The following is a 22,011-nucleotide window of genomic DNA, read 5'->3' as shown; positions in this document are numbered from 1 at the left end:
GCGCAACTTCAGTGGAGACCGCAGCGAGCGTGGCGGCTCTTGGGAAGAACGGCCGGCACGGGTTCCCAACGCCAAGGACATCCGCAGCGCCAACCGCCCTGACCGCGAACGTTCTCCTGAAATTGATGAGGACGTCACGGGTAAGGAACTCGACCGCGCCACTGGTCACCAGATCAAGACCCTCGAGGAACAGAGCGCCGGGTGGGTCGCAAAGCACCTGGTCATGGCCGGCCGTCTGATCGACATTGAGCCCGAGCTCGCTTTCCAGCACGCCCTTGCCGCCAGCCGCCGCGGCGGACGCCTCTCGGCCGTACGTGAAGCGGTTGGCCTGACGGCTTACGCTGCCGGCCACTACGGCGAGGCACTGCGTGAATTCCGTACGTACCGCCGCATCAGTGGTTCCAACGTGCACTTGCCGGTGATGGCCGACTGTGAGCGTGGCCTTGGCCGCCCTGACCGCGCCTTGGACATGGTCCGCTCTCCCGAAGCCCAGGATCTTGACGCTCCGGGCAAAGTTGAGCTCGCCATTGTTGCTTCAGGCGCACGTGCAGACCTTGAGCAGTTGGATGCTGCTGTCAGCGAGCTTGAGATCCCGCAGTTGGACATCAACCGGGCATTCTCTTACAGCCCCCGCCTCTTCCGCGCATACGCCGAAGCTTTGAGTGCGGTGGGTCGTACTGAGGAAGCCGATAAGTGGGCCCGCCAGGCGCTTGTTGCTGAGAACGCCCTGGGTGTGGGCGACTTTGCTGAGCCCGAGATTCTTGACCTTGGCTGGGACGAGCAGGAAGAAGCAGCCGCGCGGAAGCCGCGCTTCGAGAAGCCGGCGCCGGACGCCGACGTCGTGAAGCCGGAAACGGAAACGGTCATTGTTGAGGCCGCAGCTGCCGACGTTGAGCATGATGAGGTTGAGCTTGACGATGCGGAGTCGGATTACTTCGAATCCGATGACGCAGAATCTAACATCGATTCAGCTGACGACGACGCAGAGGCAAAAGACGAAGATACCGAGAACGAGGGCTCCGACTCCCAGCATGGCTGATTCACTGATCTCATCCTTTGATGCTGTCCTTTCGGATCTGGATGGTGTGGTCTATGCAGGACCACACGCCATCCCCGGAGCTGTGGAAGCGTTGCAGCGCCTCGAAACCGTGGGCGTAGGCCTGGGTTACGTGACCAATAACGCCTCCCGCACGCCCGCCCAAGTGGCTGCGCATCTGCGTGAGCTCGGTGCTCCGGCGGAGGATCATCAAGTGGTCAGTTCCTCACAGGCGGCAGGGGAGCTTCTGGCTTCCATGCTGCCTGCGGGGGCGCACGTCCTCATTACTGGCAGCGCAGCATTGGCTCATGAGATTGAATTGGTTGGACTTAAGCCGGTGCACAGTGCAGCGGAATCTCCGGTTGCCGTAGTCCAAGGCTTCAACCCGGAGATCGGTTGGAAGGATCTGGCGGAGGCGTCGTATGTAGTGGCCGGGGGAGCCATGTGGTTTGCCACCAACACGGATATGTCCATCCCGCAGGCCCGCGGGATGGCGCCGGGGAATGGAACTCTGGTGGCCGCTGTTGCAGCGGCCACGGGTAAGACTCCTTTGGTGGCCGGCAAGCCCGAGGCGCCTCTCTTCCACGCAGCGGCCAAGCGGCTTCAGTCCGATCGCCCGCTGGTTGTAGGGGACCGGTTGGACACCGACATTCTGGGTGGCAACCGTGCAGGATTTGCGACGGCGGCCGTCCTCACCGGGGTGGACACTACTCACTCCATCCTTGCGGCGCGGACTGATGAACGTCCGGATTTCCTTTTGGCGGACCTTGAGGGTCTCTACGCGCCGTATCCGGAGATCATTAGCGACGACGGTACGTTCCGTTGCGGTGCGGCCACTGCAGTTGTGGGGGACGGTACCGTCACGGTCACTGGCTTGGAGGGCGACCTCGACGCGTGGCGTGCTGCATGTGCTGCGTGGTGGGCAGCGGTTCCCGACACGGACGTGGCACGCGCCCCGCAGCTTGAATGGCGAAATCACTAGACTGGTGCGATGACCGAGCCCCAACATTCCGAGTTCTCACCTCCTGAGTCGGCAGCCCCCGAAGCGGAACGTCCTGAACGGGAACGTCCTGCGGTGCAGTGGCCTGACGCGCCGAGCGCCACAGGGGATCCTCTGGTGGACAGGGCTCTTAGCCTGCTGGATGGCGTCGCGGAGTCGCCCGTCCCCGAGCATGGGGAGCTGTACGCCGCCGTCCATGATGGTCTGTTGGAAGCCTTGAACGCGGAACCCGGGCTTCCGGCAACGCCTGAGAGCATCCCCCGCCCGGAAGGCGACAGCTAGCGCATGCCAAGACTTGATCAGGAACTTGTCTCCCGTGGGTTGGCGAGGTCACGTACCCACGCCGCCAAACTCATCAGTGATGGCAAGGTCAGTTCGGGCGGCCAGGTCCTCGTCAAAGCCGCCTTTCCAGTGGATGCTCGCACGGAGTTGGATGTCGAGTCCCATCTGGAGGACATTTACGTGAGCCGTGCCGGGCATAAGCTGGCCGGCGCGCTGAAGGCGTTCCCCGACGTCGTGGTTTCCGGAAAGCGGTGTCTGGACGCAGGGGCTTCCACGGGCGGTTTCACTGACGTCCTGCTGCGGGAAGGTGCTGCCCAGGTGGTGGCGGTGGACGTGGGGCACGGCCAGCTGGTGGCCCACCTTCGGGATGATCCCAAAGTGGAGGTTCATGAGGGCCTCAACGTCAGGTACATGACGCCGGAGCAGATCGGCGGCGCCGCGACGCTGACTGTTGCTGACTTGTCTTTCATTTCCTTGACGCTGGTCCTGTGGCCGCTGGCCCAATGCACCGAGCCGGGCGGCGATATGGTCCTCATGGTTAAGCCGCAGTTCGAGGTTGGCAAGGAGCGCTTGAGCCGAACCGGAGTGGTGTCCTCAGAGAATGAACGACGCCGGGCGGTGGCCCAGGTGGCCCGCGCAGCAGTGGATGCCGGCTTGGAACTTCTGGACCTGGCGGCCAGTCCGCTTCCGGGCCAGGACGGAAATGTTGAATACTTCCTGTGGATGAAGCGCAGGATGTCCGCGGTGTTGCCTAAGATCGAAGAGCGGGACGAGGACGTTGCTGCGTTGATCAAGAAACTCTGGCCGAACCACTAGAAAGCAGATCCGATGAGCAGGCGTGTACTTGTCCTTGCCCACACAGGGCGGGAGGAATCGCTCCGCGCAGCGTGGGATGCCTGTACGCAACTGCATGCCTCCGGCTTGGTTCCCGTGCTGCAGAAATCCGAACTTGCCGATATCGAGCGTTTTTTTGGTGCCCTGGATACGCCCATTGAGATCCTCAACGATCACGTCAATCTGGAGGACGTGGAGTTGGTGATGGTCTTGGGCGGCGATGGCACCATCCTTCGCGCTGCTGAACTGGTCCGAGAGGTGGATGTACCGCTGTTGGGCGTCAACCTGGGGCACGTGGGTTTCCTCGCGGAAAGTGAACGCGCCGATCTGGCCCAGACGGTGGAGTGGATTGCCAGCCGTCAGTACACGGTTGAAGAACGCATGACCATCGATGTCCAGGTGTGGGTCAAAGGCCAGAAGATTTGGCACACCTGGGCTTTGAACGAAGCTGCCATTGAAAAGGCCAACCGGGAACGCATGTTGGAGATTGTCACCGAAGTGGATGAACGTCCTTTGACGTCGTTCGGCTGTGATGGAGTGGTCCTCGCTACGCCCACGGGTTCCACGGCCTATGCCTTCTCTTCAGGAGGGCCTGTGGTGTGGCCTGAGGTTGAAGCTTTGGTCATAGTTCCTATCAGTGCGCATGCGCTTTTTGCCAAGCCTTTGGTGGTGTCGCCACGTTCCAAGCTGGCTGTGGAAATCATGAACAGGACCGAGGCTTTGGGGGTTCTTTGGTGCGATGGCCGGCGTTCGGTGGATCTTCCGCCCGGAGCCCGCGTTGAGGTAACGCGCTCGGCCACACCGGTGCGTCTGGCCCGGACTCACAAGACTCCGTTCTCGGCGCGTCTGGTCCGCAAGTTCCAGCTACCCATCCACGGCTGGCGCGGCCCGGCCCCTCGGAGCGGCGAAGTCCACACCGGTCCCATCCCTGTCATCCGGACCCTGTCACCGGCTCCTTTGCCCAGTCCCCGGGACTCCGAAACGTCCGAGGACCTGGGGCACGGTGAGCCATCAGATCCCACGAATGCGAAGTGAACCATGCTCGAAGAACTCCGAATCCGTGACCTCGGCGTCATCACCGACGCCGCCCTGCCGCTGGGCCCGGGCCTCAGCGTAGTCACCGGCGAAACCGGTGCGGGCAAGACCATGGTGGTGACCGCCGTCGGACTTCTTCTTGGTGCCCGTTCGGACGCGGGTGCCGTTCGAAGCGGAGCCAAATCCGCGTCGGCCGAAGCTGTGCTGAAACTTGATCCCGCGCACAGTGCGGTGGAACGCGCCAAGGAGGCCGGCGGCGAGGCGGAGGAGTTCGACGGCGTTGCTGAACTCCTGCTGGCCCGCACCGTTGGAGCCGACGGGCGTAGCCGTGCTTTTGTTGGCGGACGCGCGGCACCGGTGGGGGTATTGGCTGAGTTGGGCGAAAGCCTGGTGGTGGTCCATGGGCAGTCGGACCAGATCCGGCTCAAGAGCGCCACCGCGCAGCGGCACGCCTTGGACAGGTTTGCCGGAGCGCCCTTGGCGAAGACACTGGCAGAGTACCAGGAGCTGTTCAACCACTGGAAAGCCATCCAGTCCGAACTTGAGACGCTTCGCAGCGAAGCCCGCGAGCGTTTACGGGAGGCCGAGTCCCTGGACGCTGCCCTCAAGGAAATTGATGAGGTGGATCCCCAGCCGGGAGAGGACGAGACTCTCAAAGCCGAGGCCGTAAAGCTGGCCAACGTAGAAGAACTGCGTTTGGCGGCAGCTGCTGCCCACGAGTCGCTCATTGCCGAAGAATTCGGAGACGCCGGCGATGCAACCACCATGGTGGATGCCGCCAAACGAACGCTGGAGCACGTGGCGGAGCACGACGAGGAACTTCGTTCCGCAGCAACCCGGCTGGCGGAGGTGGGCTTCCTCCTCAATGACATCGCGGCCGAGCTGTCCAGTTATCAGGCTGCGCTGGACACGGAAGGGCCTGAGCGGCTCTCTGAAATCGAGGAGCGCCGGGCAGTCCTGGCCAAACTGATCCGCAAATATGCGCCGAGTATCGATGAAGTCCTTGAATGGGCAGCGACGGCGAGGGCCCGCCTGGACGAGTTGCAGGACGATTCAAGCCGCATTGAGTCCCTGGACACCGAGGTGGCTACTGCCGAAGCAACCCTGCGCAAGCTGGCTGCCGCCATCACCAAAGCCCGCCTCAAAGCTGCCAAGGACCTGTCTTCCCGGGTCAGCGCCGAGCTGAAGGCCTTGGCGATGGCCGACGCCACTCTGGTCATCGAAGCGGATGGCAGCGGCGCATTGGGCCCTTGGGGCACCGATGAGATCGCTTTCCTGCTCCAGCCCCACTCCGGTGCCCCGGCGAGGCCACTGGGCAAGGGAGCCTCCGGTGGTGAACTGTCCAGGGTCATGTTGGCGATCGAGGTGGTGCTGGCGGCCGTAGATCCTGTCCCCACCTTTGTCTTCGATGAAGTTGACGCCGGCGTGGGTGGGCGTGCTGCCGTGGAAATCGGCCGCAGGTTGGCCATGCTCGCACGGCACGTCCAGGTCCTGGTGGTGACGCACCTGCCACAGGTAGCTGCTTTTGCCGATCAACACATCCGAGTGACCAAAACTTCGGTGCGGGGCGCTGACGGAAAGACGACCACCGGCTTCACCTCCAGCGATGTGCAGTTGCTGAGCGACGACGAGCGCGTCAAGGAGCTTGCCCGCATGCTGGCCGGACAAGAGGATTCCGAAAGTGCACAGGCGCATGCCCAGGAATTGCTGGATGACGCAAAGCTCTTGCCCCAACGCGCCTGAGGCGTCGGGCAGGGGTGGCCGTACGCTAGGGGAGTGCGAGCACAATCACATCGGTGCAATTTATCCGCCCGGGTCTTGCTTGGAATGCGGTGGTGAGCAACTATTGACCATTTGGGGAATCCGAACAGGCGCTGGGAAGGCGTAATTGATGATAAGCTCGAATTCCGTGGTGCAGCGATCAAATTCCCGTGTAAATTCCCGGTTCCCGGGCTCGTCCAAGACGACCAAACACATCTTCGTCACCGGTGGTGTGGCGTCCTCGCTCGGTAAGGGTCTGACGGCTTCCAGCCTCGGTCACCTACTGCGGGCACGTGGTTTGTCTGTAACTATGCAGAAGCTCGATCCCTATCTGAACGTGGATCCGGGCACGATGAACCCCTTCCAGCACGGCGAAGTTTTCGTGACGGATGACGGTGCCGAAACCGACCTCGACATCGGACACTACGAGCGCTTCCTCGACGAAAACCTCGAAGGTTCGGCCAACGTCACAACGGGCCAGATCTACTCCACCGTTATCGCCAAGGAACGTCGCGGCGAATATCTGGGAGACACCGTCCAGGTCATTCCGCACATCACCGATGAAATCAAGCGCCGCATGCGCCTGCCTGCCGAAGGCAAAAACGCTCCGGACGTCATCATCACCGAAATCGGTGGCACGGTGGGCGACATCGAGTCACAGCCGTTCCTTGAGTCAGCACGCCAGGTCCGCCAGGATGTGGGCCGCAACAACGTCTTCTTCCTGCACGTTTCGCTGGTCCCGTATATCGGTCCTTCCCAGGAACTGAAGACCAAGCCCACCCAGCACTCCGTGGCTGCCCTTCGCTCCATTGGTATCCAGCCTGAGGCAATCGTGATCCGCTCGGACCGCGAAGTGCCTGATGCCATGCGCGAGAAAATCGGCCGCATGTGCGACGTCGACATCGACGCCGTAGTTAACGCCGCTGATGCCCCCAGCATCTATGACATCCCCAAGACCCTGCATTCCCAAGGCTTGGACTCCTACATAGTCCGTGCGCTGGATCTGCCGTTCAAGGACGTTGACTGGAGCAAGTGGGACAAGCTGCTTGAAGCAGTCCACAACCCCAAGCATGAGGTCGAAGTTGCCCTGGTGGGCAAGTACATCGACCTCCCGGACGCCTACCTCTCGGTCACCGAGGCTCTCCGCGCCGGCGGTTTCGCCAACGAAGCCAAGGTCAAGATCCGCTGGGTCCCCTCGGACGAGTGCGAAACCCTGGAAGGGGCAACAAAATCCTTGGCCGGTGTGGACGCCATCTGTGTTCCTGGCGGCTTCGGTATCCGCGGCCTTGAAGGCAAGCTGGGCGCTCTGAAATTTGCCCGCGAAACCAAGCTCCCTGTCCTGGGCCTGTGCCTTGGCCTGCAGTGCATGGTAATCGAGTACGCCCGTAACGTGGTTGGCCTTGAAGGTGCTTCCTCCAGCGAGTTCGAGCCGGATTCGAAGTACCCCGTGATCGCCACCATGGAAGAGCAGTTGGACATCGTGGAGGGCAAGGGAGATCTCGGCGGCACCATGCGTCTTGGCCTCTACGAAGCCAAGCTGGACGAAGGCTCCGTCATTGCCGAGACCTACGGCACCACCACTGTCAGTGAACGCCACCGCCACCGCTATGAGGTCAACAACAAGTACCGCGACCAGATCGCTGCCAAGGGCCTGGTGTTCTCCGGTACTTCTCCTGACGGCAAGCTCGTGGAATATGTGGAGCTTCCCCGCGAAGTCCACCCGTACTACGTGGCAACGCAGGCGCACCCGGAGCTCAGCTCCCGCCCCACGCGCCCTCACCCGCTGTTCGCAGGTTTGGTCAAGGCTGCCTTGGAGCGTCGTGAAGGTGCCCCCGTGGCCACCAAGACCGGCGCCCGCACGGTAGCTGCCAAGTAAACGCAAGTACTAACGAAGGACGGCGCGATGCCCGGTATTTCTGAAACCCCCCGCACCTCAAGGCAGGTTTCGGACATGCCGAGCCCGCGCCGTCTTTTGTCTACCAGCAAGGTGTACGAAGGCCGCATTTGGGACGTGGTCAGCGACTCCTTCCAACTGAGCGACGGCACGGACACCCTGGTTCGGGACTACATCGACCACCCGGGCGCTGTGGCGGTGCTACCCATGAACGTGGACGGCGAAATCCTGCTGCTGAAGCAGTACCGGCATCCGGTGGGCATGGATCTGTGGGAGATTCCGGCCGGCCTGTTGGACGTTGAGGGCGAGGACTTTGTGGTGGGCGCGGCCCGGGAGCTGGCCGAGGAAGCCGATCTGGTTGCCGCTACCTGGAACGTCCTTGTGGACTTCTTCAACTCCCCGGGCTCATCCAGCGAGGCAGTCCGAATTTACCTGGCGCGTGGTCTCAGCGACGTCGCCTCGGCGGACCGGCACGTCCGCACCGATGAAGAAGCTGAAATTGAACTCCACTGGGTGCCGCTCGAAGACGCGGTAAAGGCAGTGATGGAAGGTCGGTTGCACAATCCGTCGGCAGTGTTGGGGATCCTGGCTGCCGCTGCCGCGAAGGCTGAAGGCTTCACGAACCTTCGTCCCGCCAATGCGCCATGGCCGGCTCATCCGAGCCAGCGCTGAGCATGGCCGAGGCCGCCACTCGAACCGCAAACGGCGTGGACCGCGCCATCACCGACTACCTGCAGCACGTCGGAGTGGAGCGTGGTTTGGCAGCCAACACCTTGTCCGCCTACCGCAGGGACCTGTCCCGGTATTCGAACTTTCTCGCAGCCCAGGGTGTGGAACAGCCTGGAAACATCACACGGCATCATGTGACGGCTTTCGTCCAGGCCTTGTCCGACGGTTCCGACGGCGGCGCCGCACTGGGTGTCCGCTCTGCCGCACGCACAGTGGTAGCCGTTCGCGGGCTCCACAAGTTCTGGGCGCTTGAAGGAACCACGACGGCGGATCCCGCCAGCGATGTCCACCCGCCCATGCCAGGCAAGCGGCTTCCCAAAGCCATCAGCGTTGGCGAAGTGACGCGCATCCTCGAAGCTGCAGGTTCGGATAGCGCCACCGGCCTCCGGGACCGCGCACTGCTTGAATTCCTGTACTCCACGGGGGCCCGCATCAGTGAGGCCGTGGGGTTGGACGTCGATGACGTCTCGCTTGAAGACACCGGCGATGACCCCGCAATCGTGCGGCTGTTCGGCAAAGGGTCCAAAGAACGTTTGGTGCCCTTGGGCTCATACGGTGCCCGCGCCGTCGGAGCCTATATTGTCCGCGGCAGGCCGCTGTTGGCGTCCAAGGGCAAAGGCGCTCCGGCGCTGTTCCTCAACGCCCGGGGTGGCCGGATCAGCAGGCAGAGTGCGTGGACCATCCTCAAGACGGCGGCCGAGAAGGCCAACATCACCAAAGACGTTTCACCGCACACATTGAGGCATTCCTTCGCCACCCACCTTTTGGAGGGCGGAGCGGACGTCAGGGTGGTGCAGGAGCTGCTTGGGCACGCGTCAGTTACCACAACGCAGGTCTACACGCTGGTCACCGCGGACACCTTGCGTGAGGTCTACGCAGCCGCGCATCCGAGGGCACTCGGGTAACACCGGTTTCGGATAGACAGTTCCTGCGGTAGCGAGGCCAACTACTCCAGCACGTTCAGCGTCAGCTCCACGGCGTCCACGAACAATGCCAGCAGCGAGGTCCCCAATCCTGCTACAAGCAGGAGGCCGGGATGCGCCAGCCCAACCACTACCCGCTTGAGTCGCGGGCGTCCGCGGAGGAACTTCTTCGGTACGCGTGTCTTCAGCGGTACCTGCCGCCAACCCCGCAACCGCCGCAGGAACCATGCGCAGCGGACAATGAATGCCATCCACAGGATGGAGAGCACCAACGGAACTGCGGCCAACATGAGATTGAAACCCAGGGCCGTAACTTCCTTTTCGGAATCGCCGATGACGGTCTGGATTGTGGTGGATATCGAGGCACTCATCACCACGGAGGCTGCCCAGACCATAAATGCTGCAACGAGTGCGAGGAACCGGACAAAGAAGTGGCCGAGGACTGTTGCGTCCACTGCGTGGAGATGGCTGCGGGGCGTGGCCTGCAGAACCACCAGCGTGGAGATCAGGGTGGGAAGTGCGGCCACGAAGACCAGCAAGTACCAGGTCCATCCGGCCAGGTCCACCACTTCGTCCAGGACGATCAGCCCGGCCCACATCACCGTCCAGGCCCAGCCTGCATAGAGCGGGTGTGCCACGAGCCAACGGGGCAACCACGTGTCCCGTTCAGGGTTGGCCTTGGGAACTCTTTCTGCCGGCTCGGTAGCGTTGTCGGACGGCGGTTCAACGACGCCATCGACGGCGGCTGCCTGGGCTCGCCCGTTTCCCCCACCTTCAGTCATGGGCTCACTGTAGCAATGGCGGGCAACGGCAGGGGAGATCAGGTTAAGGTAGGCAGCATGACTGCTGCCCATGTGACTTTGTGCTTCCTTCTCCGTGACGGCGCCGACGGCGAGTACGTCCTGCTCGGCACCAAGAAGACTGGCTTCGGCAGGGGCAAGGTAGTGGGTGTCGGCGGGCACGTTGAGCTGGGGGAGACCGCCTCGCAGGCTGCTTGCCGGGAAGTTATGGAGGAAGTCAACGTAGTGGTGGCGGCGAAAGACCTGATTCCGGCGGGCACCGTGGACTTTGTCTTTCCGGCAAGGCCGGAGTGGAACATGGCCACCACCGTGTTCCTGACCCGTACGTGGGAGGGGGAACCATCGGAAAGTGACGAGATTGCCCCGGCATGGTTCCCCGTGGCTGACCTTCCGGTGGACAGGATGTGGGCTGATGCCGAACATTGGCTGCCGGCCATGATCGCAGGCCAGCGCATCGCCGTGCGGGTGGCCTTGGCGGCAGACAACGAGAATGTTGCCGACGTCCACACCATTGATTGGGTGGAGCCCCAGCAGTAACAAGACCGAAGAAAGAACGACGCCGGACCGGTCGCCTTTCGGTGACCGGCCCGGCGTCGTACGTCTCGCTGGATATCCGGAAGCGCTAGGGGAGGTGCCGCTCTTCGGGACCGTTGTATTCGCTGAGCGGGCGGATCAGGGAGTTGGAGGCTACCTGTTCCATGATGTGTGCGGTCCAGCCGGTGATCCGGCTGGCGACGAACAGCGGGGTGAACGTGGGGGTGTCGAAGCCCATGAGGTGGTAGGTGGGGCCAGCCGGGTAGTCGAGGTTGGGTTTGATGGCCTTTGCCTCGTCCATGGCCTGCTCGAGCCCGTTGTAGAGTCCCAGGAGTTCCGGGCGCCCGTAGTGGGCGATCATTTTGTCCAGGGCGGCTTTCATGGTGGGCACGCGGGAGTCGCCGTGCTTGTAGACGCGGTGCCCGAAGCCCATGACCTTCTTTTTCTGGGCCAGGGCGTCTTCCATCCAGGCCCGGGCACGGGTGGCAGCTTCCTCGAGGGATTCTTCGCTGCGGATGCCGATCTCATCGAACGTGTGCATGACGGCTTCGTTCGCGCCGCCGTGCAGCGGACCCTTGAGCGCGCCTATCGCCGCGGTGACAGCTGAGTGCAGGTCCGAGAGCGTGGAGGTGACGACGCGAGCAGTGAACGTGGAGGCGTTAAAGGAGTGCTCCGCATACAGGATCATGGAGACGTTGAACGCCTCCACCACTTCCGGAACCTGCTCTTCGCCGAAGGTCATCCAGAGGAAGTTGGCTGAGTAGTCCAGGTCCTCGCGGGCTTCAACCACTTCCTGGCCGCGGCGGCGCCGCTGGTCATAGGCCACCACTGCGGGCATGGCAGCCCACAGGTCGATTGCCTTTTTCATGTTGGCCTCGGGCGAGGAATCCTCCGCCAGCTCGTGCCGGGCACCGAGCACCGACGCCGCTGTACGGCACACATCCATGGGATGCGCCGTGATGGGCAAGGCGTCCACTACCGTCTTGACCACGGGGTCCAGGGTGCGGCCTGCCCGCTCACGTGCGGTGAATTCAGCCAGTTCTGTTTCGTTGGGCAGTTCGCCGTTCCACAGCAGGTAGGCCACTTCTTCGAAGCTGCATTTGGCAGCCAGTTCCTGGACGGGGTACCCGCGGTACAGCAGTGAATTGGTATCCGGGTTGACCTTCGAGACGGCGGTGTAGTCCACGACGACGCCGGCCAGGCCCTTTTTGATTTCTTCAGCAGCCATGCTGAACTCCTTCGTTCATAATGCAGGCGCTCCGGGTGATTCCGGAGAGCCTGCTTTCCCCTTGATGATTCTGGAACCTAGCGGGCGCCGGGAACCTGGAAGTTGAATACGCCGGTATCGAATTGGTTGTATGCCTCGTAGTCCACGAGTTCGTAAAGGCGCGCACGCGTGAGCATGTTCTCCACTTGCGCTTCTTGGGTCCCCGCAGCCTTGATCGATTCCAGAGTACGCTCTGCAGCGCCCATGGCAATGCGGAGGAGGGTGACCGGGTAGATGACCATGTTCACGCCGACGTTTTGGAGTTGGTCCACGGTGAAGAGCTCGCTTTTGCCGAACTCTGTCATGTTGGCGAGGATGGGGACGTCCACGGCGTCGCGGATGGCTTGGAATTCGTCCAGGGTGGCCATGGCTTCGGGGAAGATCGCGTCGGCGCCGGCCTCTACCAGGGCTTTGGCGCGGTCTTGTGCGGCCTGGATTCCTTCGACTGCGCGGATGTCGGTGCGGGCCATGATGAGGAAGTTCGGGTCGCGTCGGGCGTCTGCTGCGGCGCGGATGCGTTTGGTGGCGGTGTCGATGTCGACGACGTTCTTGCCGTCCAGGTGCCCGCAGCGTTTGGGGTTGAACTGGTCCTCGATGTGGCAACCGGCCAAGCCGGCGTTTTCGAGTTCCTGGATGGTGCGGGCCACGTTCATGGGCTCGCCGAAGCCGGTGTCCGCGTCCACCAGGGAGGGCAGGTCGGTCATGCGGGCGATCTGCCCGGCCCGGGTGGCTACCTCGGTGAGGGTGGTGAGGCCGATGTCGGGGAGGCCGAGGTCGTTGGCCAGGACGGCACCGGAGATGTAGACCCCGGCGAAGCCCTTTTCCTCGATCAGCCGTGCCGAGAGCGGGTTGAATGCGCCGGGGAACTGCTGCACGGTCCCGGAGGCCAGGAGCTCCCGCAGCTTCACCCGTTTCTGTTCGGGGGTGACTTTGGAGTACAGCATTTAGAACAGTCCCTTCGGAGCTGCCGCGAGGTTGATGACACCGGGTGCTGCGGTGATGTTCAGCTGGTCCAGTTCGCCTTCGCCGAGTTCGGTGACGCGTTCGACGGCGGTGAGGAACCTTTCGATTTCGGCGTCCTCCACGAGACCAGCGGCGAGGGTGCGGAACTTGTTGATGTATTGCTCGCGGGCGAACGGCCGGGCGCCGAGGGGGTGCGCGTCAGCTACGGCGATCTCATCGGCAATGACCGTGCCGTCGGTGAGGGTGATCTCCACGGAACCGCCGAAGGCTTTCTCTGCGATGTCCAGGGAGTGGTACCGGCGGGTCCATTCCGGGTCTTCGACGGTGGTGACCTTGTGCCAGAGTTCCACGGTGTCCGGACGGGCTGCGCGTTCGGGGGCGTAGGAGTCCACGTGGTGCCAGGCGCCGTCCTGCAGGGCGACGGTGAAGATGTACGGGATGGAGTGGTCCAGGGTTTCGCGGGACGCGGCGGGGGAGTACTTTTGGGGGTCGTTCGCGCCGGAACCGATGACGTAGTGGGTGTGGTGGCTGGTCTTGATCAGCACGGAGGCCACGTTGGCCGGGTCGGTGGTTTCGGGGTGCTCGCGGTGGAGTTTGCGGGCGAGGTCGATCCACGCCTGGGCCTGGTACTCGGCGGAGTGTTCCTTGGTGTACGTATCCAGGATGGCGCGCTTCGCCTCGCCTGGCAGGGGGAGTGGAACTTCGTAGGAGGCGTCCGGGCCGTCCAGCATCCAGGCGATGACGCCGTCTTCGCCTTCGTAGATCGGCACGGGGGAGGTCTGGCCGCGCATGGAGCGGTCCACCGCTTCGACGGCCATTTTGCCTGCGAAGGCGGGGGCATGGGCTTTCCAGGTGGAGATTTCGCCCTTGCGTGACTGACGGGTGGCGGTGGTGGTGTGCAGGGCCTGGCCCACGGACTGGAAGATCGTTTCGACATCCAAACCCAACAACGTGCCGATGCCTGCAGCAGCAGAGGGGCCGAGGTGGGCCACGTGGTCGATCTTGTGCTTGTGCAGGCAGATGGCCTTGACCAGGTTCACCTGGATCTCGTACCCGGTGGCGATGGCACGGACCAGGTCTGCGCCGTTGGAACCGACGTGCTGGGCCACGGCCAGGATCGGCGGGATGTTATCCCCCGGGTGGGAGTAGTCGGCGGCCAGGAACGTGTCGTGATAGTCCAGTTCGCGCACGGCCACGCCGTTTGCCCAAGCGGCCCACTCGGGGGAGACCTGCTCAGTAATGCCGAAAACGCGGGCGCCCTTGCCGTTCGCCGACGGGGAGTGGGTCAGCGCCTGGGCTCGGGCTGCGACGATCGGTGCCCGGTTCAGCGAGGCGATGGCCACCGAGGCGTTGTCGATGATCCGGTTAATCACCATGTCAGTGACCTCGGGAGTGACCTCGACGGGGTCGGCGGCGACCACTGCGATCTTGTGCGCCAACTGCTCTTCGCGGGGCAGGTTCTCTTCGCTCTTGTAGACGCGGACGTGGTTGTTCTTAACCATGGTGCTCCTTCTAGTGAGACGTTAACGGGCCGTGTGGGCGGCTTTGACGTGGGTGAGGCTTCGGTGCAGGTGAAGTGTGGTGGCGGCCTCGGCCAGCCGGGGGTTACCGGCGGCGATGGCTTCCGCGATGGCCGCGTGCTCTGCGGCGGCAGCGTGGAGCCGTGCGGCGTCGTCGGCTGCCAGGCGGCGGACCCGGACCAGGTGGACGCGCAGGCTCCGCATGGCATTGGCCAGGTAGGAGTTGGAAATCGCGGCATCGATGGCATGGTCCAGGCGCCTCACCAAGGCGTAGTACTCGTGGCGTGCGGGATCCTGGTCGCTGAGCAGTTCGGGGGCCAGCAACAGTTGGGTGTGCAGCTCGGCGAAAACACCGGGTTCCCCGCGCTGGGCGGCCAAGGCGGCGGCCCGCACCTCGAGGGTTTCGCGCAACTCGAACAGTTCGTCAATGCTGTCCAGCGAGATATCGCTGACGACGACGCCGCGGCCGCCTGCCGCCGTCGTCAATCCTTCAGCGGTGAGCCGGCTCAGCGCTTCCCGGACCGGGGTGCGGGACACTCCGAGGCGTTCGGACTGTTCCACTTCCGCAAGGACCGTGCCCGGACGGAGACGCCACTCAATGATGTCTTCACGGAGGGCGTTGTAGGCCCGATCACTGGCGCGCATGCCATCAGTGTATACACAGAAGGCTCGTCAGGTCAGCAAATGAACAAAAGAAACACTCTATGTATACAGAGACCTAACGACGGTTCCAGCCGTACTCATTCTCGGGCCGCCCCGGAGTGCCGTACCGCGGCGCCCTGGTGACCGTTCCGGCATCGGCCAGGTACTCCAGATACCGCCTGGCGGTCACGCGGGACATCCCGAGTGCGTCCATGACCTCACTTGCCGACACCGCATATTGCCCCGCCCGCACCAGGTCCTTCACCGCTTCCAAGGTTGAGCCGGAGAGTCCCTTGGGCAGCGGCAGCTCGGTGGGGGCGCGGAGACTCGCGAACGCCTGGTCTACGTCACTCTGCGAGGCCCCGGCTTTGGATATCCCGGACATCGAGCCTGCCAGCTGTTCGCGGAACGTCCGGTAGCTGCTGAGCTTGTCGGCAAACGTGGCGTAGGTAAAGGGCTTGATGAGGTACTGCACGACGCCAATGGACACGGCGCTGCGCACAATGTTCAGTTCCCGGACGGCAGTGATGGCGATGATGTCGGCAAAGACCCCAGCGGAACGCATCCGCCGGGCCACGTCAAGGCCGTGAAGGTCCGGAAGGTTCATGTCCAACAGGACAAGGTCCACCGGCGTTCCCGAGACCGCAAACTCGCCGAGGATGCGCAACGCCGATTGGCCGTCCGTAGCCGTCCCCACCAGGCTGAAACCTTCCAGGCGGCCAATATAGACAGAGTGGGCGTCCGAGGCTATGGGCTCGTCCTCCACCACCAGGACGCGGATGTCTGTCATGCCTTCTCTTCCTCGGGAACAGGCGCGGGGAGCAGGACATGGAACTGTGCTCCGCCGGGATTGCTGATGGTCATCGTACCGTTGAGCCGCTCCACAGCCTGACGCACCAAGGCGAGGCCAACGCCCCGCCCATGGGCTCCGCGTGGATTTTCTTCCGGGGACTTCGTGCTGAAACCGTACTGCAGGACGTCATCGATAGAGTCAGGATTGATGCCGCTGCCTGAGTCCCGCACCGTGAATTCGACGGCGGCGGGCCCGGCTTCGACGTCCAACTCCACCGTCCGCGGCAAGTCACCTGCGGCCGCAGCATCAATCGCATTGTCCAGCAGGTTCCCCAGAATGGTCACCAGGTCCTGGATCTCCAAGCCCCGGACGCCCGAGCTCCCCGAGGTCCGCACCGCCAATTCCACACCGCGTTCGTGGGCTTCGGCCGCCTTGCCCATCACCAACGCGCTCATCACCGGCTCGTCCACTGACGCCACCATGTCATCGGTCAGTTGCTGGCTAAGCTCAAGGTCCTTGGTGGCAAAGTCCAAAGCCTGGGGCGTGCGGCCCAGTTCCAGCAAGGAAACAATCATGTGCAGGCGGTTCGCGTGCTCATGTGTCTGGGCGCGCAGAGCATCGGAGAGGGTCTTCATGGTCTGCAGTTCGGTGCCCAGGGATTCGATCTCGGTACGATCCCGGATAGTCGCCACCGTCCCGTAGACGGCGGGTTTCTGCCGGCTGCGTTCAGGCACCGGCCCCACCGCCGGAGCCTGATTGACAACCAGGATCCGGGAACCGGTCAGGTGGATTTCGTCGTGTGCCGGTCTTCCTGATTCGAACAGCGCTCGCAGGCTGCCGTCGAAGGGAAGGTCGGTGAGCTTGGGGGCCTCGTCAGGGGAACGGTCGGCGTCGGAAGGTTCCAGCCCCAGCAGCTCTGCGGCTTGGTCGTTGTACATCACTGCATTGCCGTGCGTGTCAATCAGGATCACGCCTTCGCGGACCGAATGAAGAACGGACTCGTAGTAGGCGAACAGCTGTGCCAGTTGTTCAGGTCCCCATCCCCGGGTCACCGAGCGAAGGTAGCGGCCCAACAACCATGATGCTACCGATCCGAAGAACAGGACCACCAAGGCGATGACGCCTATCACCGTCAGCCTTTCGGCAACGTCGGTGTCCACGGTGCGAACCGTCACACCGGCAGCCACCAAGGCCTTGACGTTACCCTCGATGTCTTTGACGGGGGCTATCGTACGGACAGAGGGGCCCAAAGTTCCGGCTGTGACTTCGGTGAAGGTTTCGCCACCGAGGGCGGGCTCAATCGTCCCGATGTAGGGCTTGCCCAGCTCCTCGGTCCGCGGATGGGTCCAGCGCGTCCTGTCCGGAGCCATGATGGTGATGAAGTCGGCGTCCGCGTCGTCCATGACTTCCCGCGCATAGGGCTGGAGGATGGCTGAAGGATCCGGCGTCGAAGCAGCCTCCAGCACCAGGGGACTGTTGGCCAGGGAGGTGGCGATTGCCTGCATCCTGCCGCCGGCCTCGTCGTAAGCCCTGTCCCTGGCTTCCACCACGGAGAACGCACCGAAGACCGCCGTCAGCACCAGGACGAACAACAGGTTCGCCACGAACAAACGGCGGGCGATGCTCCAGCTGTGAAACACGAGGGCCTCCCATGACCAATATGACCGCAACGGTGATGTGTGTCACCAGCGGCTCAATGATGGATATCACACAAGGGCAGCGGATTGGACATCAGTGCAGGACCGCAGCGCCTTACACAGTATCCAGAAGGAGAATCCCATGACCTCTCAACGAGGAGAGTCGGCAGTAGCCGCCAAAGGTGGACGCAAGGGGCTGGACAAGTCGCACTACCTGTACATCGCGGTCATCCTGGCCGTAGTGCTCGGCGCCGTGATCGGTCTAATGTTCCCTGAGGTCGGCAAATCCCTTAAGCCCCTTGGTGACGGCTTCATCAAACTCATCAAGATGATGATTGCCCCGGTCATCTTCTGCACCATCGTCCTGGGCATCGGCTCCATTGCCAAGGCCGCAACCGTTGGCAAGGTGGGAGGGCTGGCCTTGGGCTACTTCGTGGCAATGTCCACGTTTGCGCTCGCTATCGGTCTGGTGGTGGGCAACCTGATCCACCCGGGTGAGGGTCTCAAGCTGACCCCTTATGATCCCAACAAGAAGGCCGAAACCAACAGCACCGTTGACTTCCTCCTGGGAATCATCCCCGGTGACATCCCTGTCCTGCCCACCCTTCTAGCCGCCATCCTGGTCGGCTTCGCGCTCCAGCGGATGGGTAAGCAAGGAACGCCCATCCTCAATGCGGTAGGCCACGGGCAGCGCCTCGTCTTCCGTATCCTCATCATGATCATGTGGCTGGCCCCGGTGGGCGCATTCGGTGCCATCGCCGCCGTCGTTGGTGCCACTGGCGCCCAAGCGATCCTCAGCATGTTCACCCTGATGCTGGCCTTCTACATCACCTGTGCATTGTTCATCGTGGTTATCCTCGGTAGCCTGCTCCGTGCCGTGGCCGGCGTCAACATCTTCAAGCTCATGAAGTACCTGGCCCGCGAGTACCTCCTGATCTTCTCCACCTCATCCTCCGAGGCAGCCCTGCCGCGACTGATCGCCAAGATGGAACACCTGGGTGTTTCCAAGCCGGTTGTCGGCGTCACGGTTCCCACGGGTTACTCGTTCAACCTTGATGGCACGGCGATCTACCTGACCATGGCATCGCTGTTCGTAGCCAACGCCATGGGCACGCCCTTGGATCTCGGCGCCCAGATCTCCCTGCTGGTCTTCATGATCATCGCTTCCAAGGGCGCCGCCGGAGTCACAGGCGCCGGACTGGCAACCCTTGCTGCCGGCCTCCAGGCACACAAGCCGGAGCTCCTCGGCGGCGTAGGCATGATCGTCGGAATCGACCGCTTCATGTCCGAGGCCCGTGCGCTGACCAACTTCACCGGCAACGCAGTCGCCACAATCCTGATCGGCACCTGGGTGAAGGAAATCGACAATGGCCAGGTGGGGCGCGTCCTCTCCGGCAGCGAGCCCTTCGATGAGCAGACAATGATCGCTCACGGCGGGGAGGAAGAGGCTGCCCCCGAGGGTGAGACCCGCGAGAAGGCCACGGTCTAACAGGACCAACTTCAACGCAGGATCGAAAGCGAAGGCCGGCACCCCACCTGGTGTCGGCCTTCGCTGTTCCCTTTAGTCGTCGGGGCCGAACCCTCAACCTTCGACCTCAACCAGAGGGTCAAGGCTCAAGAATCGGCCAAAGTCAAGTTCCCCAAATAACCGTGTCGGGCGCTGTAGCCTAAAGGGGTAGCAGCGCTGTCGCCCTTGGGTGCAGCGGCAGGGAAGATCGTCGTCGAAAGAGTGGTTAGATACGTGAGCATCGAACGGGGAACAGCTACGCTGGAAGGCACCGAGCTCGATCTGGAAGACGCCATCATGGGGCCCACGGGCCGCCCTCACCGCGAATTCCCGGAACCTGCTCCACTGGCCTCCCACGGCCCGGCGAGAGTCATCGCCATGGTCAATCAAAAGGGCGGCGTGGGCAAAACCACGTCCACCATTAACCTGGCGGCTGCGCTCGCCGAGTACGGCAGGCGTGTCCTGTTGGTGGATTTTGATCCCCAGGGGGCTCTCTCCGCCGGCCTCGGGGCCAACCCGCACGAGCTTGACCTCACCGTCTACAACGTCCTGATGGACCGCAAGGTCAACATCCGCGATGCCATCCAACAGACCGGTGTTGAAGGCGTCGACCTCCTACCCGCCAACATTGACCTCTCGGCAGCTGAAGTCCAGCTGGTCAATGAGGTAGCCCGTGAGCAGGTCCTGGACCGCGCACTCAAGAGCGTTGAGGACGACTACGACGTCGTTTTAATCGACTGCCAGCCGTCGCTGGGCCTGTTGACAGTGAATGCGCTGACTGCAGCCCACGGCGTCATCATCCCGTTGATTTGCGAGTTCTTCGCCTTGCGCGCCGTCGCGCTCCTGGTGGAAACCATCGAGAAAGTACAGGATCGCCTGAACCCGCGCCTTCAGGTGGACGGGGTCCTGGCCACCATGTATGACGCCCGCACCCTGCACAGCCGCGAAGTCATCTCGCGCTTGGTGGAGGCGTTTGGGGACAAGGTCTTTGAGACGGTCATCAAGCGTTCCATCAAGTTTGCAGATGCCACCGTGGCCGCCGAGCCCATCACCAGCTACGCCGGCAATCACATCGGCGCTGACGCTTACCGCCGCCTTGCCAAGGAACTGATCTCGCGCGGCGGCGCGCCCTAGCGGACGGTGGGACCGTCAATCGCCCCCACCGCGGAAGCGGACTTGGCCTCGCGGAAAGCCGAAACAGCCGCACAAGCGGAAGCGCCCGACGCCGGTACCTCCGAAGCCCGTAAGGCCGGGTTCGAGGTACGGCTGGCTAACTTCACGGGACCCTTTGACCTCTTGCTCGGCCTCATTTCCAAACACAAGCTGGATATCACCGAGGTGGCCCTGGCCACGGTCACCGATGAGTTCATCAAGTACATCAGGCGCCTTCAGGAGTTGGGGGAGGACTGGGCGCTGGATGAAGCCAGCGAGTTCCTGGTGATTGCCGCAACACTGTTGGACTTGAAGGCTGCGCGCCTCCTGCCTGCCGGTGAGGTGGAGGATGCCGAGGACATCGCCCTCCTTGAGGCGAGGGACCTGCTGTTCGCCCGCCTTCTGCAGTACAAGGCGTTCAAACAGATCGCCGGGATCCTGGGCGGGACCCTGGAAGAGGAAGCCCGGAGGTACCCGCGGCAGGTTGCCCTTGAAAGCCATTTCTCAGCGCTGCTTCCGGAGCTCGTGTGGCGGCACACCCCGGAGCAGTTCGCGGAACTCGCTGCCAAAGCGCTCAAGCCCAAAGATTCAGCCCCTGCCGAGGTTGGCTTGGACCACCTTCACGCTCCGCCGGTAAGTGTCAAGGAACAGGCTGAAATCATGGGTTATCGCCTGAAGCTGGGGGCGCCGTTGTCCTTCCAGGCGTTGATTGCCGACGCCGAAACTACTTTGGTGGTGGTGGCACGATTCCTGGCATTGCTGGAAATGTTCCGCGACCGCGTGGTTGCCTTTGAGCAGCCCGGACCGTTGTCTGAGCTGACAGTTCGATGGACTGGCGATGACGCCGGCTGGGATGGCTCCAGCCTGAGCGAGGAGTATGGGCCTGAAGCAGGAACAGGAAGCGGGGTTGGTGGCGCCAGTGAGTGAGCAGGAAACGGTCGAGGACGGGATGGCTGAGCTGGATGCCCTGCCCGGCGGTGCGCGTGCAGCGTTGGAGGCTGTCCTCATGGTGATCGATGTGCCGGCCACCTCGGAGGAGCTGGCCGCCGGACTCAACGTGACGGTGGCCGTCGTCGAGGATTTGCTGCAGGACCTGCAGCGGGACTATAGCGGCTATACTGTTAAAGCCCCGGACGTGGATGCTGTCGGCTTTGCCGATGCCAGCACTGCACCCCGGGGTTTTGAATTGCGGAACGTCGCCGGTGGGTGGCGGATCTATTCACGGGCGGAATTTGCCGACGTCGTGGGGAGGTTCGTCCTTGAGGGGCAGACCACCAGGCTGACTCAGGCGGCGCTTGAGACACTGGCGGTCATTGCTTACCGGCAACCGGTCTCAAGGGCCCGGGTGTCTGCCATTCGCGGCGTCAACGTCGATTCTGTGGTCCGGACTTTAACCCAAAGGGGTTTGATCGAGGACTCCGGAAACGATCCCGAATCGGGGGCTGTCCTTTACCGGACAACCTCGTACTTCCTGGAACGGATGGGCATCGGCTCGGTGGCTGAACTGCCACAGCTCTCACCGCACCTTCCTGGGTTGGAAGGCATCGACGAGTACTACGACGCCAGCCGGATGTAGCCACGGCCAACACCGGCACTGCAAGAGAACTTCATACTGATTCACGGCGCCATATCAAGGTGCACAGCGACAAGGGGCAGACGATGTCTGCCCGGCTGGCTAGTGTTGATTTCAACAGCTATTGCC

At 62.8% G+C, this 22,011-nt stretch carries 20 protein-coding genes and 1 pseudogene; 14 read left to right on the top strand and 7 right to left on the bottom strand.

Annotated features, from left to right (window positions below):
* From J7I86_RS20115 to xerD, 9 genes and pseudogenes are all read left to right on the top strand, one after another.
* Positions 1-1,039 (top strand): annotated as a pseudogene (locus J7I86_RS20115) (hypothetical protein); the annotation flags it as partial.
* Positions 1,032-2,018, top strand: coding sequence for an HAD-IIA family hydrolase (locus J7I86_RS20110; protein WP_214822630.1), 987 nt, complete (start codon positions 1,032-1,034; stop codon positions 2,016-2,018). The pseudogene J7I86_RS20115 and the gene J7I86_RS20110, both read left to right, overlap by 8 nt.
* A 9-nt stretch (positions 2,019-2,027) precedes the next feature.
* Entirely contained in the window at positions 2,028-2,318 is a 291-nt protein-coding gene (locus J7I86_RS20105) for a hypothetical protein (RefSeq protein ID WP_214822629.1), read from the top strand.
* Positions 2,319-2,321: 3 nt separating this feature from the next.
* The gene (locus J7I86_RS20100) at positions 2,322-3,134 is read left to right on the top strand and encodes a TlyA family RNA methyltransferase (RefSeq protein ID WP_214822628.1); all 813 of its coding nucleotides are present in this window, start codon (positions 2,322-2,324) and stop codon (positions 3,132-3,134) included.
* 12 nt (positions 3,135-3,146) lie between these two features.
* Positions 3,147-4,187 carry an NAD kinase gene (locus tag J7I86_RS20095; RefSeq protein ID WP_214822627.1) on the top strand — a complete coding sequence of 347 codons (1,041 nt, stop codon included), beginning with the start codon at positions 3,147-3,149 and terminating at the stop codon, positions 4,185-4,187.
* A gap of 3 nt (positions 4,188-4,190) precedes the next feature.
* Positions 4,191-5,930, top strand: a complete 1,740-nt coding sequence (gene recN / locus J7I86_RS20090; RefSeq protein ID WP_214822626.1) for a DNA repair protein RecN — start codon at positions 4,191-4,193, stop codon at positions 5,928-5,930.
* Between the two features lie 148 nt (positions 5,931-6,078).
* Positions 6,079-7,824: a CTP synthase gene (locus J7I86_RS20085; RefSeq protein WP_214822625.1), complete on the top strand. Its 1,746-nt coding sequence runs from the start codon at positions 6,079-6,081 to the stop codon at positions 7,822-7,824.
* A gap of 27 nt (positions 7,825-7,851) precedes the next feature.
* On the top strand, positions 7,852-8,514 hold the full coding sequence (locus J7I86_RS20080; protein ID WP_214822624.1) for an NUDIX hydrolase: 663 nt from the start codon (positions 7,852-7,854) through the stop codon (positions 8,512-8,514).
* A gap of 2 nt (positions 8,515-8,516) precedes the next feature.
* A complete protein-coding gene (xerD, locus tag J7I86_RS20075; RefSeq protein ID WP_286180067.1) occupies positions 8,517-9,476 on the top strand; it encodes a site-specific tyrosine recombinase XerD in 960 nt (319 codons plus the stop codon).
* A gap of 41 nt (positions 9,477-9,517) precedes the next feature.
* Here xerD and J7I86_RS20070 read toward each other — a convergent pair whose 3' ends face one another.
* Positions 9,518-10,276 carry a hypothetical protein gene (locus tag J7I86_RS20070; RefSeq protein WP_214822622.1) on the bottom strand — a complete coding sequence of 253 codons (759 nt, stop codon included), beginning with the start codon at positions 10,274-10,276 and terminating at the stop codon, positions 9,518-9,520.
* A 57-nt stretch (positions 10,277-10,333) separates the two neighbouring features.
* On the opposite strand from J7I86_RS20070, the gene J7I86_RS20065 reads away from it, so the two are divergent.
* Positions 10,334-10,831, top strand: a complete 498-nt coding sequence (locus tag J7I86_RS20065) for an NUDIX domain-containing protein (protein WP_214822621.1) — start codon at positions 10,334-10,336, stop codon at positions 10,829-10,831.
* A gap of 85 nt (positions 10,832-10,916) precedes the next feature.
* On the opposite strand, the gene J7I86_RS20060 is transcribed toward J7I86_RS20065, so the two are convergent.
* From J7I86_RS20060 to J7I86_RS20035, 6 genes are all read right to left on the bottom strand, one after another.
* A complete protein-coding gene (locus tag J7I86_RS20060; RefSeq protein WP_214822620.1) occupies positions 10,917-12,056 on the bottom strand; it encodes a bifunctional 2-methylcitrate synthase/citrate synthase in 1,140 nt (379 codons plus the stop codon).
* A gap of 77 nt (positions 12,057-12,133) precedes the next feature.
* The gene (prpB, locus tag J7I86_RS20055; RefSeq protein WP_214822619.1) at positions 12,134-13,039 is read right to left on the bottom strand and encodes a methylisocitrate lyase; all 906 of its coding nucleotides are present in this window, start codon (positions 13,037-13,039) and stop codon (positions 12,134-12,136) included.
* The gene (locus J7I86_RS20050) at positions 13,040-14,560 is read right to left on the bottom strand and encodes an MmgE/PrpD family protein (protein ID WP_214822618.1); all 1,521 of its coding nucleotides are present in this window, start codon (positions 14,558-14,560) and stop codon (positions 13,040-13,042) included.
* 21 nt (positions 14,561-14,581) lie between these two features.
* A complete protein-coding gene (locus tag J7I86_RS20045) occupies positions 14,582-15,223 on the bottom strand; it encodes a GntR family transcriptional regulator (protein WP_214822617.1) in 642 nt (213 codons plus the stop codon).
* Positions 15,224-15,296: 73 nt separating this feature from the next.
* Positions 15,297-16,010: a response regulator gene (locus J7I86_RS20040; protein WP_214822616.1), complete on the bottom strand. Its 714-nt coding sequence runs from the start codon at positions 16,008-16,010 to the stop codon at positions 15,297-15,299.
* The gene (locus J7I86_RS20035; protein WP_214822615.1) at positions 16,007-17,653 is read right to left on the bottom strand and encodes a sensor histidine kinase; all 1,647 of its coding nucleotides are present in this window, start codon (positions 17,651-17,653) and stop codon (positions 16,007-16,009) included. Before J7I86_RS20035 ends, J7I86_RS20040 begins: the two co-directional genes overlap by 4 nt.
* Positions 17,654-17,792: 139 nt before the next feature.
* Between J7I86_RS20035 and J7I86_RS20030 the strand changes: the two genes are divergently transcribed.
* The 4 genes from J7I86_RS20030 to J7I86_RS20015 all read left to right on the top strand — a co-directional run bounded on the left by J7I86_RS20030 (position 17,793) and on the right by J7I86_RS20015 (position 21,885).
* Positions 17,793-19,139, top strand: a complete 1,347-nt coding sequence (locus J7I86_RS20030; RefSeq protein ID WP_214822614.1) for a cation:dicarboxylate symporter family transporter — start codon at positions 17,793-17,795, stop codon at positions 19,137-19,139.
* A gap of 252 nt (positions 19,140-19,391) precedes the next feature.
* Positions 19,392-20,291, top strand: coding sequence for a ParA family protein (locus J7I86_RS20025; RefSeq protein ID WP_011774377.1), 900 nt, complete (start codon positions 19,392-19,394; stop codon positions 20,289-20,291).
* A gap of 6 nt (positions 20,292-20,297) precedes the next feature.
* Positions 20,298-21,236, top strand: coding sequence for a ScpA family protein (locus J7I86_RS20020; RefSeq protein WP_214822613.1), 939 nt, complete (start codon positions 20,298-20,300; stop codon positions 21,234-21,236).
* Positions 21,237-21,258: 22 nt separating this feature from the next.
* Positions 21,259-21,885, top strand: coding sequence for an SMC-Scp complex subunit ScpB (locus J7I86_RS20015; RefSeq protein WP_214822634.1), 627 nt, complete (start codon positions 21,259-21,261; stop codon positions 21,883-21,885).
* Positions 21,886-22,011: the final 126 nt, after the last annotated feature.

The sequence above is a fragment of the Arthrobacter sp. ISL-95 genome, from assembly GCF_018613695.1.
In the GTDB taxonomy this organism is placed as follows: domain Bacteria; phylum Actinomycetota; class Actinomycetes; order Actinomycetales; family Micrococcaceae; genus Arthrobacter.
This window is presented reverse-complemented; position numbering and strand designations above follow the sequence as displayed.

Excerpts from the sequence above, each read along its gene's own strand:
- J7I86_RS20085 (WP_214822625.1), top strand. The coding sequence starts at position 6,079 with ATGATAAGCTCGAATTCCGTGGTGCAGCGATCAAATTCCCGTGTAAAT.
- prpB (WP_214822619.1), bottom strand. The coding sequence starts at position 13,039 with ATGCTGTACTCCAAAGTCACCCCCGAACAGAAACGGGTGAAGCTGCGG.
- J7I86_RS20060 (WP_214822620.1), bottom strand. The coding sequence starts at position 12,056 with ATGGCTGCTGAAGAAATCAAAAAGGGCCTGGCCGGCGTCGTCGTGGAC.
- J7I86_RS20045 (WP_214822617.1), bottom strand. The coding sequence starts at position 15,223 with ATGCGCGCCAGTGATCGGGCCTACAACGCCCTCCGTGAAGACATCATT.
- J7I86_RS20100 (WP_214822628.1), top strand. The coding sequence starts at position 2,322 with ATGCCAAGACTTGATCAGGAACTTGTCTCCCGTGGGTTGGCGAGGTCA.
- J7I86_RS20030 (WP_214822614.1), top strand. The coding sequence starts at position 17,793 with ATGACCTCTCAACGAGGAGAGTCGGCAGTAGCCGCCAAAGGTGGACGC.
- J7I86_RS20015 (WP_214822634.1), top strand. The coding sequence starts at position 21,259 with ATGGCTGAGCTGGATGCCCTGCCCGGCGGTGCGCGTGCAGCGTTGGAG.
- J7I86_RS20105 (WP_214822629.1), top strand. The coding sequence starts at position 2,028 with ATGACCGAGCCCCAACATTCCGAGTTCTCACCTCCTGAGTCGGCAGCC.
- J7I86_RS20095 (WP_214822627.1), top strand. The coding sequence starts at position 3,147 with ATGAGCAGGCGTGTACTTGTCCTTGCCCACACAGGGCGGGAGGAATCG.
- J7I86_RS20050 (WP_214822618.1), bottom strand. The coding sequence starts at position 14,560 with ATGGTTAAGAACAACCACGTCCGCGTCTACAAGAGCGAAGAGAACCTG.
- recN (WP_214822626.1), top strand. The coding sequence starts at position 4,191 with ATGCTCGAAGAACTCCGAATCCGTGACCTCGGCGTCATCACCGACGCC.
- J7I86_RS20110 (WP_214822630.1), top strand. The coding sequence starts at position 1,032 with ATGGCTGATTCACTGATCTCATCCTTTGATGCTGTCCTTTCGGATCTG.
- J7I86_RS20080 (WP_214822624.1), top strand. The coding sequence starts at position 7,852 with ATGCCCGGTATTTCTGAAACCCCCCGCACCTCAAGGCAGGTTTCGGAC.
- xerD (WP_286180067.1), top strand. The coding sequence starts at position 8,517 with ATGGCCGAGGCCGCCACTCGAACCGCAAACGGCGTGGACCGCGCCATC.
- J7I86_RS20040 (WP_214822616.1), bottom strand. The coding sequence starts at position 16,010 with ATGACAGACATCCGCGTCCTGGTGGTGGAGGACGAGCCCATAGCCTCG.
- J7I86_RS20070 (WP_214822622.1), bottom strand. The coding sequence starts at position 10,276 with ATGACTGAAGGTGGGGGAAACGGGCGAGCCCAGGCAGCCGCCGTCGAT.
- J7I86_RS20065 (WP_214822621.1), top strand. The coding sequence starts at position 10,334 with ATGACTGCTGCCCATGTGACTTTGTGCTTCCTTCTCCGTGACGGCGCC.